Source organism: Streptomyces sp. NPDC050211, from assembly GCF_040656035.1.
GTDB lineage: Bacteria > Actinomycetota > Actinomycetes > Streptomycetales > Streptomycetaceae > Streptomyces.
In genome coordinates this window covers 73,415-90,685 of record NZ_JBFALC010000025.1, presented here as the reverse complement: position 1 = coordinate 90,685, position 17,271 = coordinate 73,415, and the positions used below count along the sequence as shown (strand labels likewise).

The window sequence follows — 17,271 nt, the reverse complement described above, 5'->3', positions numbered from 1 at the left end:
GCCGCGGTCACTCGCCAGGCAGTTCCCTTCTGGAGCCGGGGGAGCCGGGCTGCAGGTAGCGCCGGGTCACCTCGGCGATGTCCTGGCGGCTCTCGCGCTTGCGGGCCCGGCTGATGCCGCCCGCGTCGGGCGCGTACGGGTAGGTGCCGAACCAGAGGTTCCCGTCGCGGTCCTGCATGATCGCCCGCACCAGGTTCTCCACCAGGCCGTTGTCGCGGGTGAACGACTCCCACGCCGTGCCGTCATAGCGGCTGACGCCCCCTTCGGTGCCGAACCACATCTTGTCGTCCCGGTCGATGAACATCGCGTAGACCCGGTCGTCCACCAGACCGTCCATCATGGTCATACGGTGCCAACTGCGCCCGTCGTAGACCGAGATGCCGCCGAGGGTGCCGAACCACATCCGGCCCTCGGGGTCCTCGAACATCGAGTACACGCAGTCGTTGATCAGGCCGTCCCGGCGCGTGAACCGCTGCCACGACGAGCCGTCCCAGCGGCCGACGCCGGCGCCGCGTCCGTGCTCGTAGGTGCCCACCCAGATGTGACCGCGCGAGTCCTCGAACACCTTCAGGATCTCCAGGCTCGGCAGGCCGTCCTTCTTGGAGATGGCATGCCAGTTCCGCCCGTCGAACCGGTGCAGACCGCCGCCCGAACTGGTGGCCCGCCAGCAACCGACCCACAGGTTCTGCTCGCGGTCGAAGTGGATGTTCAGGATGCTCTTCCCGGTCAGTCCCGCCTTGACGAACCTGCCGCTCTTGTCGTCGAGGCGGTTCAGCCCGGCGTTCGTCCCGGCCCAGATCGTCCCCTGCGCGTCCTGGGCGAGGCAGGTCACCGCGTCACTGGCGAGCCCGTGCCGCCGGTCGTAGACGCGCCAGGTGCCGTGCTCGTAGAGGGCGAGACCGCCGCCCCAGGTGCCGGCCCAGACGCGTCCGGCGGAGTCCTGGAACAGGTCGTAGATCCAGTTGTGCGGCAGTCCGTTCGCCGTGGTGAAGGAGTCCCACTCCAGGGTCTCGGCCTGCTCGTCCTCCTTGAGGAACTCCCTCATCAGGTCGCGTACGTCGCTGCGGGCCGTGGGCCCGCGGGACGACCAGCGGCGCAGTGATTTGTCATTCATCGGCGGTCCCATCCGATCCGTCGCGTGCGCTGTCGAGGAGTGCTTCCAGACGGCGGCGGAGTTCCAGCACGTGCTCGGCCTCCTCGTCGATGGCCCGCCGGATCTGCTCGTTGCGCTGTTGCATCCGCAGCCGGGTCTCCTCCGGGTTGTGGACCTCGGCATCGGTGACGTGCCGCCGGACGGACCGCAGCCGCTCGTCCAGCCGCCGCGCCGCCGCCCGGTACTCGCCCAGCCGGGCCGCGGCCTCCTCCTGGAGCACGGTCCGCCCGGCGTCGTCCTCCGCGCCGATCTCGCCGCGGTACTGGATGACGAGGGCCTCCATGACGACGTAGTCCTTGGCCTTGTACGCGGAGTACGCCACATCGAAGACCGCGAAGGAGGCGTCCGAGGTGTCGGCGTGGACCGAGGGGAGGACGACGCGCTTGAAGTCCCGGACGATGCGTTTGCGCGCGGCGTCGTCCAGTCCCTCGTCGCCCTCGCCCGCACCCGGCTCGTCCTCGGCGTCGGGGACGGCACCATGCCGGGCCGTCTCCGCCGCGTCGTCCGGCTCGGCGGTGAGCACGGCGTGGACGTCGTCCTCGATCTCCTGGGCGCTCTCGTAGCCGTCCCGCTCGATCCGCGTACGGATCCGGTCGAGCTCCGCCTCCAGGCGCCTGCGCTGCCCGATGATGTCGTGCAGCTGCTGCGCGGCATGCAGTACCTGGGTGCTGAACGTGTCCTCGAACTCCCGCATCCGGCCGGACAGTTCGATGTACGCGGCGAGCGCGCGCACGACCTGTTCCCGCACCTCGTTGGTCGCCTGGATCAGGGCCGCGGTGCTTTCAAACCGGGGGACGAGTCTGCTCACGCCCCAACTCAACCGGCCACCGGTCGGGACCCCTCCCGAAAGCCACTCATCCGCTCGGGCTACGGCACTCGAACCACACGGTCTTCCCACCGTCCGCCCGCCGGTCCACGCCCCACTTGTCGACCACCGCATCGAGCAGCACCAGCCCCCGCCCGCCCTCCGCCTCCGGCGGCAACTCGCTCCGCAGAGAAGGCAGTCGGGAGCACCCGTCGGACACCTCCACCCGCACTCCGGCCCCCGCCTGCCGCAGCACCACCAGCTGGCACCGCCGGTCCGGAACATGCCGTACGACATTGGCGACCAGCTCGGTCACGGCCAGTTCGGCCGCGTCGGACAGCTCCGCCATCCCCCACTCGCGCAGCAACGAGCGGACGATACGGCGGATATGGCGAGCCGAGTGTGCGCCGACGGTGAGGCGCATGGCGTACTGGATTGGTTCGTTCACACTACGAGGTTGGCCTGGCGCGACTACTGTGGGCTACCGAACGGATACAACTGGCTCTGCAGTGGGGGCTGTCAGTGACGCACATCAATGTCCTTGATCCGGGAGCCTCGCCGCTCGACTACTACGGCTTCGAGCTGCGCCGCCACCGAGAGGCCGCCGGCCTGACGCAACGCCAGCTCGGCGACATCCTCAACTACACCGGCTCGATGGTCGGCCAGATCGAAACGGCCCGGAAGCTGCCGACGCCGGAGTTCAGCCAGCGGGCGGATGCGGCGCTGGAGACGGGCGGGTTGCTGTACCGGCTGGTCGATCTGGTGCTGCGTAGTCAACTACCGGCCTGGTTTCAACAGGTGGCGGAACTCGAAGTACGGGCCACGGAGATCGGCACCTTCCAGACGCACATGGTCCATGGCCTCCTCCAGACCGAGGCATACGCCCGTGCCGTCCTCAGCGTGCTGGACGAGTCCAACCTCGACGACCGCACCGCCGTGCGACTGGCTCGTCAGCGCATCTTCGAGAAGCAGGAGTCGCCGGTCTTCTGGATGATCGTCAGCGAGGCCGCGTTGTACCAGGAGATCGGTGGCCGTGAGGTCATGCGGAACCAACTCGCGCATCTGTTGGGCTTCGAGAGCAACCCGCGGATCAATGTGCAGGTGTTGCCGTTCTCGGCGGGTGCGCATGCGGGGCTGCAAGGCTCATTCAACCTCTACCGCTTTCCCAGCGACCCGACCATCGTCTACACGGAGGGCTACGGCAGCGGGCATCCCACCGCCAACCCGGACACCGTCAAAGACTGCTCGCTCCGTTACGATCATCTGCAAGCCGCCGCGCTCTCCCTCAGGGATTCGGCGGACCTGATGCGGCGGGTAATGGAGGAACGCTATGGCGAGCAACGCGATTCCGGCGGGGATCCAGTGGCGTAAGTCCAGCTACAGCGGCGACCAAGGCGGCGACTGCGTCGAATGCTCGCCGATCGGGGCCCTGGCCTGGCGCAAGTCCACGCACAGCAGCGATCAAGGTGGCGACTGCGTCGAGATCGCCGAAGCCCCCTGCAGCACCATCGCCGTCCGCGACTCCAAGAACCCGGCGGGACCGATGCTCACCCTCGATCCCGCCGCGTTCACCACCTTCCTCTCCTGGACCGCCGCCGACTAGGAGCGCCCCGAAGGGGCGCGGGGAACTGCGCGACCAGCCACAACGGACCCGCAGCCGCCAAAAAACGTCTAAGACCCCTTCATCGCGACGTCGAAGACGTGCATCACCCCCCGATCGCTGCCCTCCGGCAGGAGAACCGCGTCGACGACCTTCCCGGGGTCGAGCCCCGCCGGGCTCGTCGCGAAAACGCGAAACGTGCCGTCGCTGCTCGGTCCGGCCGCGTTGTTGCGGCCCGTGACAGTGACGAGCGCGGTGTTGCCCGCCGACGCGGGCGCGGCCCAGTCGGGGAGTTCGACGGGGACCCGTTGGGTCGAGCCATCCGTATAGACCACCGTCGCCGTTCCCGCCGAGGGGCCGTTCGTCGCCAGGCCGAGGAAGGAGACACTTTCGGCCGGTGCGTTCGGCAGGTCGATGCGCTGGCCGTGCGGGATCCAGTTGTCCGGCGTGCCCGGCGCGGTGTCGGGCCAGGTGAACGTGATCCCCGTACCGGCGAGCGGGAGCCGGGCGCCGGGAGATGCCCCGGCCGCCGCGAGGCTCTCGCGGGAGAGGGACCAGTCGCTGAGGTCGAGTGAGCCGAGGTCGCCCCGCCCGTCGGGAGTCGTACCGGCGTTGTTGCGCGCGTCGGTGCCGTCGGCGTAGGAGGGCGGCACATCGCCCGCGCCGGTGCCCCATGTCCCCGGAGTGGCCGACATCGAGAAGTCGAGCGTGCCCCCGGAGCGAACGAACCGCGCATCGATCCAAGTCGCGCTCTGCGGCGCCCGGTTGACGCGCAGCCCGGTGGTGTACCGCTTCCCGTCCTCGACGCCCTTGGCCCTGATGCTGATGTCCCGGCGGTCCACGCCCACGGGATCGATGGTGATCCTCCCGAACATCGGCGCGCTGACGACGAGGTCACCGGTGCCGTAGATCGTCGGGAACACACCGAGGTGGGCGAAGACGTACCACGCGCTCAGCGAACCCTGGTCGTCGTTGCCCGGCAGGCCGGACGGCGAGGTGTCGTACAGCTCCTCAACGGCCCTGTGCAGCACGTCCGTTGTCTTCTCGGGTGCCCGCAGCCAGTTGTAGACCCACGGCGTGCTGAACGCCGGCTGGTTGGAGAGGTAGCTCCCGGTCTGGGTGTACGCACCCGCGTCCAGCTGCTCCATCAGGACGTCGAGCGCCGTCGTCGACGCCTCGATCCCGCCGCGCTTCTCGATGAGCGCCGCGAGATTGTGCGGGACGAGCCAGCCGTACTGATAACCGGTCGACTGGTTGAACTGGCCGCGCCCCGCGCCGTCCTCTCGTACCCGCAGGTCGAAGTTCCGGTCGAAGCCGGTGCGTTCGCGCGGGCGGATGTGCCGGGTCTGCGGGTCGAAGACGTTCATCCAGTTCTGGGCGCGCGCCATGAAGACGTCGTACGACCGCTTGTCGCCGAGCCGCTGCGCCAGCTGGGCGATCGCGAAGTCGTCGATGGAGTACTCCAGGACCCGTGAGGTCGCGAAGTCGCCCTTGCGGTTCTCGATCATCCCGGTGGCGAGGTACTGGTAGCCGTCCGTGCGGGTCGTCCGCGTCGCCGGAAGCCGCTGCGTGGAGACCATGGACTTCAGCGCGGCCTCGCGGTCGTAGTCGGTCGCCCCCATGTCGTCCAGCGTCGACACGATCACCTGGAGGTTGTCCCCCTGCATACGGGCCGCTCCCGGCGCCCAGGAGCCCGTCTGCCGGGTGAGCTGCACGATCGACTGGTTGATGTCGCTCGCCACCTTCGGGAACGTGAGCCCGATGAGCTGCGCCTGGCTGCGGTACATGTCCCAGCCGGAGCCCACGAAGTTCTTGTAGAAGTGACGGCCGCGCTCGACGGTGCGGACCTTGTTGTCGTAGCCGAGGTACTCGCCGTTCACGTCGTCGCGGACGTTCGGGTGCAGGAAGGCGTGGTAGAGGGCCGTGTAGAACGTCGTACGCCGCTCGTCGGTGCCGCCGTCGACGTCGATCGTGCCGAGCGCGTCCTTCCAGAGGCGTGCCGCCCGGTCCCGGACGGTGCCGAAGCCCGCCTTGCCGACTTCCCGGTCACGGTTCTCGGCGGCGTTCTCCACGCTGACGTAGCTGAGGCCGGTCTTCGAGGTCACCTTGGCGCCGTCGGCGAAGGTGATCCAGGCGCCGGTGTCGTGCCGGTAGTCGACGCCCACGTCGTCCGTGCTCTTCAGGACGTGCGTCGCGCCGGCGGTCATTGCGCCGTCCTTCCAGACGCCGTACGACGCGAAGTCCCTGTCGTACGTGGTCGAGAAGTACGCCTTGTAGTAGTTGCCGTTGTCGCACACGTCGACCCCGTGCATCCATCCGCTCACGGTGCGGGTCTCGGGGTCGATCGTCACCTCGCTGCCGAAGGTGCGGTTGTTCGGCCCCGACACGTCGAGGAGGAGCGTCGAATCCCCGCTCCTGGGGAAGTCGAAGGTGCTCACGGCCGTGCGCGCGCTCGCCGTGAGTTCGGCGGTGACGCCGTTGTCCAGGTCGACCGAGTAGTAGCCGGGCTCGGCGGTCTCGTTCGCGTGGTCGAAGCCGAGGTAGTAGTCCTTGATGTTCGTCGAGGGATCGACCGGCAGGACATCGTTGTCGAGGTCTCCGGCGAAGGGGATCACCGGGAACTCGTATCCGCCGTAGCGGCCCGTGCAGCCGGAGCCGGAGTACCGCGTCATGCCGAATCCGCGGATGAGGTCGGCCGTGTACTCGTACCCGCCCTTCTCGCCGACGAGCGCCGGGCCCGGCTTGTACGTGGTCGGGCTCGACTGCACCATCCCGAACGGCACGGCGGCGCCCGGGTAGGTGTTGCCGTACGCGTCGTTGCTCTTGTTCTGGGTCGTGTCCATCTCGGTGCCGATGAACTGGTCGACGGCCTCGAAGGGCGCGAGCTCCGAGGCCGCGGTGGTCGGGGCGGCGACGAGCGACGTCGACAGCAGTGCGGCCAGGGAGCAGGCCGCGCGCACGGGCAGGCGCCACGTGCGCGCGGATTTCCAGAAGGGCATGCGCGTTCCCTTTCACGCGGGGATGGGAATCGCGCAAGTATCCGGCCCGAAGGCGTTGTTCGTCCGACGTCCGGTTGACCCGCAGGTCAACGACCGGTGGCTACAGCCGCTGAATGATCGTGCCGGTGGACAGCGCGCCACCCGCGCACATGGTGATGAGCGCGAACTCCTTGTCCGCGCGTTCCAGTTCATGCAGGGCGGTGGTGATCAGGCGGGCCCCTGTCGCGCCCACCGGATGCCCAAGGGCAATGGCGCCACCGTTGACGTTGACCTTCGCGAGGTCCTGCTCGAAGACCTGGGTCCAGCTCAGCACCACCGACGCGAAGGCCTCGTTGATCTCGACGATGTCGATGTCCTTGAGGGTCATGCCCGCCTTGCCCAGCACGGCACGCGTCGCGTCGATCGGTCCGTCGAGGTGGAAGTGGGGGTCGGCGCCGACGAGGGCCTGGGCGACGATCCGGGCCCGGGGGCGGAGTTTCAGCGCCCGTGCCATCCGTTTCGACGCCCACATGATGGCGGCCGAACCGTCGGAGATCTGCGACGAGTTGCCCGCCGTATGGACGGCCGTAGGCATGATCGGCTTGAGCCCGGCGAGCGCCTCCATGGACGTGTCCCGCAGGCCTTCGTCCTTGTCCACGAGCCGCCACATGCCCTGCCCGGCGCGCTGCTCGTCCTCGGTGGTCGGCACCTGGACGGCGAAGGTCTCGCGCTTGAACCGCTCCTCGGCCCAGGCGCCCGCGGCCCGCTCCTGGGAGATCAACCCGAGGGAGTCGACGTTCTCGCGGGTCAGCCCACGGTGGCGGGCGATCCGCTCCGCCGCCTCGAACTGATTGGGCAGGTCGACGTTCCACTCCTCGGGGAACGGCTTCCCGGGCCCGTGCTTGGAGCCCGACCCCAGCGGCACACGCGACATGGCCTCGACGCCGCAGCTGATGCCGACGTCGATGACGCCCGCGGCGATCATGTTGGCCACCATGTGGGAGGCCTGCTGGGAGGAGCCGCACTGGCAGTCGACGGTCGTGGCGGCCGTCTCGTACGGCAGGCCCATGGTCAGCCACGCGGTGCGCGCGGGGTTCATGGACTGCTCGCCGGCGTGGGTGACGGTGCCGCCGACGATCTGCTCGACGCAGTCGGCGGGGATGCCGGTGCGGCCGAGGAGTTCACGGTAGGTCTCGCCCAGGAGATAGGCGGGGTGGAGGTTGGCGAGCGCACCGCCGCGCTTGCCGATGGGGGTGCGTACGGCTTCGACGATCACGGGTTCCGCGGCCATGGGGGGTGGTCCTTCCTCGGGTTACCCGCGCGGCGCGGGGGCGTCCCGGCCCAGCCCGCCACGCAGAACTAGTACGCGTTCTAGTTCTGTCTTGCAGTTTGCTGACACGGCGTCCATCGCCGCAAGGGTCGTGCAGCCTCCGAAGTTGCGATCTGCACGAGTTCTGCACGCAATTGGGTGCGCCGTACCCCTTGCTACTTGTAGAACCCGTTACTACCTTCACGGCGATTCCCCGTTACTGATGGACCGTCAGATGGCCGGAGCCGCCGATGTCCTGTCCAGCGCTTCCCGACGGGTTCGACTTCACCGACCCCGATCTGCTGCAACACCGAGTCCCCCTCCCGGAGTTCGCCGAGCTGCGCCGCGCCGAACCGGTCCGCTGGATCCCCCAGACGTCCAACCTGGCGGGTTTCCAGGACGAGGGGTACTGGGCCGTCACCCGGCACGCGGACGTCAAGTACGTCTCGACGCACCCCGAGCTCTACTCCTCCTACCTCAACACCGCGATCATTCGCTTCAACGAGCACATCGAGCGGGACGCGATCGACGCCCAGCGCCTGATCCTGCTCAACATGGATCCGCCGGAGCACACCCGGGTCCGCCAGATCGTCCAGCGGGTCTTCACGCCGCGCGCGATACGGGCGCTGGAGGACCGGCTGAGGGCGAGGGCGGGCTCCATCGTGACGGAGGCCCGCGCCCACCCGGGCCCCTTCGACTTCGTCACCTCCGTCGCCTGCGAACTGCCCCTCCAGGCCATCGCCGAGCTGATCGGCATCCCGCAGGACGACCGGGCCAAGATCTTCGACTGGTCCAACAAGATGATCTCGTACGACGACCCGGAGTACGCGATCACCGAGGAGGTCGGCCAGGAGTCGGCCACCGAGCTCATCGCCTACGCGATGAACATGGCCGCCGACCGCAAGCAGTGCCCCGCGAAGGACATCGTGACCACGCTGGTGTCGGCCGAGGACGAAGGCAACCTCAACTCGGACGAGTTCGGGTTCTTCGTGCTGATGCTGGCCGTGGCGGGCAACGAGACCACGCGCAACGCCATCACCCACGGCATGCACGCCTTCCTCACGAACCCCGAGCAGTGGGAGCTGTACAAGGCGGAGCGTCCGGCGACCGCCGCCGAGGAGATCGTCCGCTGGGCGACCCCGGTCAACTCCTTCCAGCGCACCGCCACCCAGGACACCGAACTCGGCGGCAAGCAGATCAAGAAGGGCGACCGGGTCGGCATCTTCTACGCCGCCGCCAACCACGACCCCGAGGTCTTCGACAACCCCGACACCTTCGACATCACCCGCGATCCGAACCCGCATCTCGGCTTCGGCGGGGGAGGCCCGCACTACTGCCTCGGCAAGTCCCTGGCGGTCCTGGAGATCGACCTGATCTTCAACGCGATCGCCGACGCGATGCCGGATCTGCGGCTGGTGGGTGACCCGCGGCGGCTGCGCTCGGCGTGGATCAACGGTGTGAAGGAGCTCCAGGTGAGCCTGGGCTGACGCTCGGGCCGGCGGCTGCTCCCGGCGCGTCGCCGGCCCGTCCCGAGGGAGGCAGGAGCATCCTCCTACGCCCCGTTCCTGCCTCCCCCGCGACACCTCACCGGACGTAGCGGAGGCATGACTCGCGGAGATTTGGCAACTCGGTGACCGAGCTTTTGCCAGCCCGTGACCGAAAGCGCCGGACCATGACCGCAACCTCCACCACTGCCGCGCCCGCGGCGGAACCCCTCGCCTCCCCGGTCAATTCCCACAACGAGTGGGACCCGCTGGAGGAGGTCATCGTCGGACGTCTCGACGGCGCCACCATCCCCTCCGGCCACCCGGTCGTGACCTGCAACATTCCGGGGTGGGCGGCACGGATGCAGGGGATCGCCGCCGGCCTGCGGTATCCGCGCGTGCTGATCGAGCCGGCGCGGCAGGAACTCGATCAGTTCGTCGCGCTGCTGCGCTCCCTCGGCGTCACGGTCACCCGCCCCGCCCCGGTCGACCAACGGCGCCGCTTCGGCACCCCCGACTGGTCGTCGTACGGCTTCTGCACCAGCTGTCCGCGCGACAGCATGCTCGTGATCGGCGACGAGATCATCGAGACACCGATGGCCTGGCCGTGCCGGTACTTCGAGACGCACCCCTACCGCACGCTCCTGAAGGACTACTTCCGGCGCGGCGCGCGCTGGACGGCGGCACCGAAGCCGCAGCTCACCGACGACCTGTTCGACCCGGACTTCCGTGTCCCTGGGCCCGGCGAGCCGATGCGCTACATCCTCACCGAGTTTGAACCGGTCTTCGATGCCGCGGACTTCGTACGCGCGGGACGGGACATCTTCGTCACCCGGAGCAACGTCACCAACCGCATGGGCATCGAGTGGCTGCGCCGCCACCTCGGCCCCGGCTACCGCATCCACGAGATCGAGAGCCGCTGCCGCACGCCGATGCACATCGACACGACCTTCCTCCCGCTCGCGCCGGGAAAGGTCCTGGTCAACCCCGAGTACATCGACGTGGACCATCTCCCCGACGTCCTGAAGTCCTGGGACGTCCTCATCGCCCCCGAGCCGGACCCGATCGACGAGCGCCTGCTCAAGGTCACCTCGATGTGCGGCAAGTGGCTCAGCATGAACGTCCTCATGCTCGACGGCACCCGCGTGATCGCGGAACGCCACCACACCAGGATGCTGCGCGCCCTCGAATCCTGGGGCTTCGAGCCCGTCCCCTCCGACCTGATGCACTACGCCCCCTTCGGCGGCTCCTTCCACTGCGCGACTCTCGACATCCGCCGCCGCGGGACGCTGGAGTCCTACGCGTGAGGAGAAGCGGGTACGGCGAAGGCGGCGGCCCCGGGGATCGGGGGGCCGCCGCCTTCGCCTGCTGTGGGGGCCGGGATCAGTACCAGCCGTTGGCCTGCCAGAAGTTCCAGGCGCCGACCGGGCTGCCGTAGCGGTCGTTCATGTAGTCAAGACCCCACTCGATCTGGGTCTTGGCGTTGGTCTTCCAGTCGGAGCCGGCCGAGGCCATCTTCGAGCCCGGCAGGGCCTGGACCAGGCCGTAGGCGCCGGAGGAGGCGTTCATGGCGTCGACGTCCCAGCCGCTCTCGTGCTCGACGATCTTGCTGAAGGCGTTGTACTGAGCGGTGTTCGGGATCATCTGCTTCGCGATCGCCTTCGCCTGGGCGGCGGAGGAAGCGGGCGCCGCGTGTGCCGGGGCCGCGGTCAGGACCAGGCCGGTGGCGGCAGCGGCCACGGCGGCGGTCGTGAGGGCCTTCTTCGGGGACGCGATGCGGCGAGCGATGCGGGAGACAGACACGGAGAACCTTTTTCTTCGGGGACAGTGCGCCGCGGACATGCCGGTGCCGCACGGAGGCGGTGGGGAACATGCGTCGGCGCCGCGGCCCTGAGGGCACGTCGGCGCCGTGCGACGTCATCCAGAGAAGCAGCCCGGGAGGGGGTCCGCAATGACCCCTTTTACTAGTTGTGGTCGCATCTGGGGTGATCGTGGCCCGTGTGACGTGGCTCTCTATGTGCAGGTCAGAGGGCGGATTAGCGTGGGCATGGCATCCGTTTTGTCCGACTAAGCGGGGTCGTAGGTGATCTGAGTCATGTGGGGTGGTTCACCGCCTCACTGACAGACGGTCCACGCCCTCTCACCCAGCGGGAGCGTCGAATGTGACCGGCGCCTCGAAAGCCGCCCGTCGCGTGGCCCGGCGCAGCGCTCTGAGGATCACCGGGCCGAGCGTGACGGTGAGAACGACCGTGACGAGCGCACGGCCCAGGTCCCAGCCGAGCGACGTGGCCACGCAGTACGCGATGAAGCGGGCCAGGTTCGCGGGGACCGCCGCGTGCGGGTCGAAGGCGATGTTCGAGGCGAGCGCACCCATGAAGGGCCAGCCCGCCAGGTTCATCGCCGTGCCGTAGGCGAAGGCCGCCAGGAATCCGTACGCGGCGAGGAGGACGATTTCGGTACGGCCCCGCAGACGCCCGGCGCCCGGCAGCAGGCCCGCGCCCATCGTGAACCAGCCCATCGCCAGCATCTGGAACGGCATCCACGGGCCCACCCCACCCGTGAGCAGCGCCGACGCGAACATGGTCACCGAGCCGAGGACGAAGCCGAAGCCCGGGCCGAGGACGCGGCCGCTCAGCACCATGAGGAAGAACATCGGCTCCAGACCGGCCGTCCCTGCGCCGAGGGGGCGCAGGGCCGCGCCGGTCGCGGCGAGCACACCCAGCATCGCCACCGCCTTCGGGCCGAGCCCCGACTCGGAGATCGTCGCCGCCACGACCGCGACGAGGAGCACGAGGAGGCCCGCGAACAGCCAGGGGGCGTCCTGGGCGTGGGCGCTGACCTGGGAGGTGGGCGGGGCGAGGAAGGGCCAGCCGAACGCGATCACTCCCACCGCGCTGACGAGGGCGAGGGCGGTGAGGGAGCGGGGGCCGAGGGGGACCACGCGTGGACTCATGCCAGGGCCTCCCTCACCTGCGTGACCGTGAGCCACCGCTGGGGGGCCAGGATCTTCGTCACCTGCGGGGCGAAGGAGGGGGACGAGACGACCACCTCGGCTGTCGGGCCGTCGGCGATCACCTCGCCCTCTGCCAGGAGGATCACCCGGTGGGCGAGTTCGGCGGCGAGTTCCACGTCGTGGGTGGCGAGGATGATCGCGTGGCCCTGTGCGGCCAGTTCGCGCAGGAGCGTGACCAGACGGGCCTTCGCCGCGTAGTCGAGGCCTCGGGTCGGCTCGTCGAGGAGCAGGAGTGAGGGGCGGGCGGTGAGTACGACCGCCAGGGCGAGCGTCAGACGCTGGCCCTCGGAGAGGTCGCGGGGGTGCGTGTCGTCCGGGATGCCGGGGAGGAGGTCGGAGACGAGGGTGCGGCATGTGCCGGGCGCTGCGCCGGCGTCGGCGTCTGCGGCTGTGCACTCGGCGGCGACTGTGTCGGCGTAGAGGAGGTCGCGGGGCTCCTGGGGGACCAGGCCGACGGCTCCGCCGGTGGTGACGGATCCCTCCGTGGGTTTTACGAGGCCGACCAGGGTGTTGAGGAGGGTGGATTTTCCGGCGCCGTTGCGGCCCATGAGGGCGATGGTTTCGCCGGGGGTGATGGTGAGGGTGATGTTGCGGAGGGCGTGGATGTGGTCTCGGGTTACGGAGAGGGCTTGTATGTCGGCTGCGTGGGGGGATTGGGGGGTGGTGTTGGTGCGTTTGCGGCGGAACCAGCGGTGGGGGGTGGGGGCGCCCAAGGGGGTGGGGGGTGTGGGTTGTTGGCGGGTGCAGGTGTGTTGTGGCTGGTCGCGCAGTTCCCCGCGCCCCTTGACGGCGATGCTGTCCCGTTCTTCTAGCTGTTGCCGTAGGTCCGCCGACCGCCGCCGTGCGTCCCGGACCGTCAGCGGCAGTGGGGTCCATCCCGCCAGGCGGCCCAGGGCTACCACCGGTGGGTATACCGGGGATACGGCCATCACCTCGGCCGGGGGGCCGAGGATCGGGGTGGCTCCGGGGCCGGGGAAGAGGGCGATCTGGTCGGCGTACTGGACGACGCGCTCCAAGCGGTGTTCGGCCATCAGTACCGTCGTGCCTAGGTCGTGGACCAGGCGTTGCAGGACGGCTAGGACCTCTTCGGCGGCGGCCGGGTCGAGGGCGGAGGTCGGTTCGTCAAGGACGAGGACCTTTGGGTGGGGGGTGAGGACCGAGCCGATGGCGACGCGTTGTTGCTGGCCGCCGGAGAGGGTGGCGATCGGGCGGTTGCGGAGGTCGGCCAAGCCCAGCAGGTCCAGGGTTTCCTCTACCCGGCGGCGCATCACGTCCGGGGCCAGGCCCAATGACTCCATGCCGTAGGCGAGTTCGTCCTCGACGATGTCCGTCACGAAGTGGGAGAGGGGATCCTGGCCCACCGTGCCGACCACGTCGGCGAGTTCGCGTGGCTTGTGGGTGCGGGTGTCGCGGCCGGCCACCGTGACGCGGCCGCGCAGGGTGCCGCCGGTGAAGTGCGGGACGAGGCCGCTGACCGTGCCGAGGACGGTCGACTTGCCGACGCCGGACGGGCCGACGAGCAGGACCAGTTCGCCCTCGGGGACCTCGAAGTCGACGCCCCTGACGGTGGGTTCGGCCGCTCCGTCGTACGTCACGGAGACATCGTCGAAGCGGATCATGGATCTTCCTTTGGGGCGGGGATCAGGAAAGCGGGGAGCAGGGCCAGGAGTACTGCTGCCGCGGGCCAGAGGGGGAGGGTGGGGGCGACCAGGGGGACGAGGCCGGGGTGGAGTGCGGCCGGGTCGTGGGTCGCGGCGAGGGTGAGGGCGGCGGCCACGGCCACGCCGGATGCGGTGACCAGCCAGGCGTGCGCGCCCCATGGGTCCGGGCGGTAGCGGGTGCGCGGGGAACGGCGGCCGCCGAGGTGGAGTCCGGCGAGGGCCGCGGCGACTCCGGCGAGCAGCACCGGGAGGCCGTACGTGCCGCCTTCGGCGGTGAGGAGTCCGTACGTTCCCGCGCAGACGCCGAGCAGGCCGCCGAGGGTGAGGGCGGTGGTCGTACGGCGGACGGCCGGCGGGACGTTGGCGGTACGGCCGTAGCCGCGGGCGTCCATGGCGGCGGCGAGGGCGACGGAGCGTTCCAACGCGCCCTCCAGGACCGGGAGTCCTACGGTGGCGAGGCCCCGTATGCCCTTGTCCGGGCGGCCTCGCAGACGGCGGGCGGCTCGGCGGCGCTGGACGTCGGCGATGAGGTTCGGCGCGAAGGTGAGGGCTACGACCACTGCGACGCCCATCTCGTACAGCGCGCCCGGGAGGGACTTGAGGAGGCGGGACGGGTTGGCGAGGGCGTTCGCCGCGCCTACGCAGATGAGGAGGGTGGCGAGGCGCAGGCCGTCGTAGAGGGCGGCGAGGAGGGATTCGGCGGTGACCCGGCCGCCCAGGCGGATGCCCTGTGCCCAGTCCGGGAGGGGGACTTCGGGGAGGGTGAGGAGGGTGTGCGTGCCGGGGATGGGGGAGCCGAGGACGATCGCGAAGAGGAGGCGGATGGCTATGACGGCGAGGGCGAGTTTGACGAAGGCGGTGTAGGAGCGGGCGGTGGGGGTGTTGGCGCGGCAGGTGGCTACGACGTAGGCGGATGTGGCGATGAGGAGGGTGAGGAGGAGGGGGTTGGTGGTGCGGGTGGCGGCGGTGCCGAGGGAGAGGGACCAGAGCCACCAGGCGCCGGGGTGGAGGCGGGGGGTGGGTTCGCTTACCGGCGCTGGCCGGGTGCCGCCTGCGCCCACCCTCCCCCACTCTCGGCTTCGCTCGAGCGGGGGGACCCCCATCGCCCCAGCGGCACGACTGCCCGCAGGCTCCGCGGATTGGCGACTAGCCATTCCTGCGCCGCCTTGCTTGCCATACCGCCGCTGTGCCCAGCAAAGCCACCACCCCCGCGCCCGCGAGCAGTCCTACCGACGGGCCGCCGTCGTTCTCCTTGCCCTCTGTCTCTGTCGGCTTCGAGGCGTTGTCGTTGCTGTTGTTCTCCTCCCTCACCGGCTCCCCGCAGCCCGTCTTCGGATAGCCCGCGATGGCGCAGAGGAGGGCGTTGGTGTTGTAGCGGAGGGGTTTGGCGGTTGTGGCGAGGGCCTCGGCTGTTGTCGCGTCAGGGGAGAGTGACGCGCAGGCTGTACGGGGGCGCGGCGGGGTTTCTCCCCGGGGCGCGTCCGTTGCCGTACCGAAGTCGAGGACCAGGGCGATCCGCTTCTTGCCGTCCTTCGGTGGGGTGTTGGCGCAGATCGAGGCGAAGTCGGCGGTGCCGCGGGGCTTGGTCGCGTCTGCTGAGTCCTCGCTCACGGCGAAGCGGAAGCCCTGGACGTCGCCGTCGGAGGGGACTGCGGTGGATGGGCCCTGTGTGGCGTACGTCCACGTGTTTCCGTCCCGGTCCCAGAACGACCAGTAGCGGTAGCCGACGGCTTGCGCCTGCCCGGTGCCCAGCGTCAGGACGAGCAAGGTCAGCAGCAGTGCTGCGGCACGGCGGAGCCTCACGGCTGCTGCCTCTTCTTGCGGCCGCTGAGCAGGAAGCCGATGCCGATACCGGCGACGAGGCCGACGCCGACGATCCACCAGACGTCGGAGGAGGAGTCGTCGTCGCTCTTCTCGGTGGGCGCGGCGGCCTGCTTGGTGGTCTGGGGGGCCGGGCCCGTCGCGTTGAGCTGCTTGAGCAGGTCCGTGCCGCCGAAGTCGCGGGGGTCGGTGCCGGTGGCGTGGGCGGCGAGGATGAGCTGGGCGTAGGCGGCGGGGCCGTTCTGCTTGGCCCAGGTCGCGGAGTTCTGCTCGAGCCAGGTCAGCGGCTTCTGGGCCGCCTTCGGCCCGCCGGTCACGGCGAGGGCGACGACCGCGTCCGCGGTGTTGCCGTAGTCGGGCTGGTCCTCGGCGCCGGCGAGGGCGGACTTCAGGTAGCCGTCCTTGCGTACGGTCTCGGCCAGGTAGGACGCGCCGTTGGCGGCGGCCTGGTCCGGGGTGGGTCGGGTGGTGTCGGTGCAGGCGAGGTCCGTGTCGGCGGCGGTCTTCGCCGACTCCATGCTCATGCCCTTCATGGCGACCACGGCCGCGGCCGTCGCATCCGCGTTGGCGGTCAGCTTGCCCTTCTTGTCCGGCTGGTAGGCGAAGGCGCCGCCGTCGGCGCAGGGCAGGGCCAGTTCGCGCAGGGCGTCGAAGGGGGACTTGCCGTCGGTCGCCGCGGTCCCGGGGTCCTGGCCGATGGCGTTGAGGGCGCCGATGACGACGGAGGTCGAGTTGGCGTCGCTGGGTCCGCCGGGGGTGTAGCCCCAGCCGCCGTCCTTGTTCTGCACGGACTTCAGCCACTGCGCGGCCTTCACGGCGACGTCCATGTGATCGCCGTCGCCGGCCAGGGACAGGGCCTGGGCCGCGGCGGCCGTGCTGTTGGTGTCGACCATGACCTTGGCGTCACAGGCCTTGGCGGGGTCGGCGCGGAAGGCCGCGAACGCCCCGTTCTCGCACTGCTGCTTGAGCAGCCAGTCGATGCCCTTGGCCGCGGGCTTCACGTCCGACTTGATCTGCGCGATCAGGGCCAGTGACTGGCGCCAGACACCGTCGTATGTCGGGTCGGTGCTGCCGTACAGCCCGTCCGGTACCGCTGCCGACGGGGAGGGGGACGGGGCGGCGACGGCGGGCGTGGCCGCGCCGATCGTGACGAGGGCGGCCAGAACCGCGGCGCTGCGGCGGACGTTCATGATCGGCGGATGCCTCTCCCTGCGGGGAGCCGGGCAGCACGGGGACACCCCGGGCGGCTCGGCTCCGTATACCTCGACGGTGCCGTGCACCGGCCGGTTGCCGGTACACCTGAGCCGGTCACGATCCGTGCGGGGCAGTCCGGCTCACCGGCTTTCGACGACCGGTTCACGGTTGCGGGTCAGCGCCGGATTTGCACCGGCTTCCCCCCGTACGGGTGTGATGACGACCTGCCCACTCTACCGGCCCGTATTCGAAT

Annotated in this window: 15 protein-coding genes and 1 riboswitch; of the genes, 4 read left to right on the top strand and 11 right to left on the bottom strand. The window is 69.7% G+C overall.

The features are described from left to right. Positions 1-7: 7 nt before the first annotated feature. From AB0I98_RS24415 to AB0I98_RS24405, 3 genes are read right to left on the bottom strand one after another with little or no spacing between them, the layout of a single operon-like run. Positions 8-1,114 (bottom strand): two-component regulator propeller domain-containing protein, encoded by a 1,107-nt coding sequence (locus tag AB0I98_RS24415; protein ID WP_362945068.1) that lies wholly within the window; start codon positions 1,112-1,114, stop codon positions 8-10. After that, the gene (locus AB0I98_RS24410; protein ID WP_362945066.1) at positions 1,107-1,961 is read right to left on the bottom strand and encodes a hypothetical protein; all 855 of its coding nucleotides are present in this window, start codon (positions 1,959-1,961) and stop codon (positions 1,107-1,109) included. Before AB0I98_RS24410 ends, AB0I98_RS24415 begins: the two co-directional genes overlap by 8 nt. A 46-nt stretch (positions 1,962-2,007) precedes the next feature. Then, positions 2,008-2,406: an ATP-binding protein gene (locus tag AB0I98_RS24405; RefSeq protein ID WP_362945064.1), complete on the bottom strand. Its 399-nt coding sequence runs from the start codon at positions 2,404-2,406 to the stop codon at positions 2,008-2,010. 74 nt (positions 2,407-2,480) lie between these two features. On the opposite strand from AB0I98_RS24405, the gene AB0I98_RS24400 reads away from it, so the two are divergent. After that, entirely contained in the window at positions 2,481-3,329 is an 849-nt protein-coding gene (locus AB0I98_RS24400) for a helix-turn-helix transcriptional regulator (RefSeq protein ID WP_362945062.1), read from the top strand. Continuing rightward, positions 3,289-3,561, top strand: a complete 273-nt coding sequence (locus AB0I98_RS24395; protein ID WP_362945060.1) for a DUF397 domain-containing protein — start codon at positions 3,289-3,291, stop codon at positions 3,559-3,561. The genes AB0I98_RS24400 and AB0I98_RS24395 overlap by 41 nt, the downstream gene beginning before the upstream one ends. Before the next feature lie 68 nt (positions 3,562-3,629). Here the strand turns inward: AB0I98_RS24395 and AB0I98_RS24390 are convergent, their stop codons facing one another. Continuing rightward, the gene (locus AB0I98_RS24390) at positions 3,630-6,557 is read right to left on the bottom strand and encodes a GH92 family glycosyl hydrolase (RefSeq protein ID WP_362945058.1); all 2,928 of its coding nucleotides are present in this window, start codon (positions 6,555-6,557) and stop codon (positions 3,630-3,632) included. A gap of 100 nt (positions 6,558-6,657) precedes the next feature. Continuing rightward, positions 6,658-7,827: a steroid 3-ketoacyl-CoA thiolase gene (locus AB0I98_RS24385; RefSeq protein WP_362945056.1), complete on the bottom strand. Its 1,170-nt coding sequence runs from the start codon at positions 7,825-7,827 to the stop codon at positions 6,658-6,660. 269 nt (positions 7,828-8,096) lie between these two features. On the opposite strand from AB0I98_RS24385, the gene AB0I98_RS24380 reads away from it, so the two are divergent. Further along, on the top strand, positions 8,097-9,332 hold the full coding sequence (locus tag AB0I98_RS24380) for a cytochrome P450 (protein WP_362945054.1): 1,236 nt from the start codon (positions 8,097-8,099) through the stop codon (positions 9,330-9,332). Between the two features lie 185 nt (positions 9,333-9,517). Further along, on the top strand, positions 9,518-10,636 hold the full coding sequence (locus AB0I98_RS24375) for an amidinotransferase (RefSeq protein WP_362945052.1): 1,119 nt from the start codon (positions 9,518-9,520) through the stop codon (positions 10,634-10,636). Between the two features lie 76 nt (positions 10,637-10,712). Here the strand turns inward: AB0I98_RS24375 and AB0I98_RS24370 are convergent, their stop codons facing one another. The 6 genes from AB0I98_RS24370 to AB0I98_RS24345 form a co-directional block, all read right to left on the bottom strand. Next, entirely contained in the window at positions 10,713-11,132 is a 420-nt protein-coding gene (locus AB0I98_RS24370) for a transglycosylase SLT domain-containing protein (protein ID WP_362945050.1), read from the bottom strand. A gap of 337 nt (positions 11,133-11,469) precedes the next feature. Further along, positions 11,470-12,282, bottom strand: coding sequence for an ECF transporter S component (locus AB0I98_RS24365; RefSeq protein ID WP_362945048.1), 813 nt, complete (start codon positions 12,280-12,282; stop codon positions 11,470-11,472). After that, positions 12,279-13,961 (bottom strand): ATP-binding cassette domain-containing protein, encoded by a 1,683-nt coding sequence (locus AB0I98_RS24360; RefSeq protein WP_362945046.1) that lies wholly within the window; start codon positions 13,959-13,961, stop codon positions 12,279-12,281. Before AB0I98_RS24360 ends, AB0I98_RS24365 begins: the two co-directional genes overlap by 4 nt. Continuing rightward, the gene (locus AB0I98_RS24355; protein WP_362945044.1) at positions 13,958-15,064 is read right to left on the bottom strand and encodes an energy-coupling factor transporter transmembrane component T; all 1,107 of its coding nucleotides are present in this window, start codon (positions 15,062-15,064) and stop codon (positions 13,958-13,960) included. The genes AB0I98_RS24360 and AB0I98_RS24355 overlap by 4 nt, the downstream gene beginning before the upstream one ends. 85 nt (positions 15,065-15,149) lie before the next feature. Beyond that, a complete protein-coding gene (locus AB0I98_RS24350; RefSeq protein WP_362945042.1) occupies positions 15,150-15,806 on the bottom strand; it encodes an SCO2322 family protein in 657 nt (218 codons plus the stop codon). After that, positions 15,803-17,014 (bottom strand): prenyltransferase/squalene oxidase repeat-containing protein, encoded by a 1,212-nt coding sequence (locus tag AB0I98_RS24345; protein WP_362945040.1) that lies wholly within the window; start codon positions 17,012-17,014, stop codon positions 15,803-15,805. Before AB0I98_RS24345 ends, AB0I98_RS24350 begins: the two co-directional genes overlap by 4 nt. Positions 17,015-17,146: 132 nt before the next feature. Beyond that, positions 17,147-17,221: riboswitch (cobalamin riboswitch) on the bottom strand. Positions 17,222-17,271: the final 50 nt, after the last annotated feature.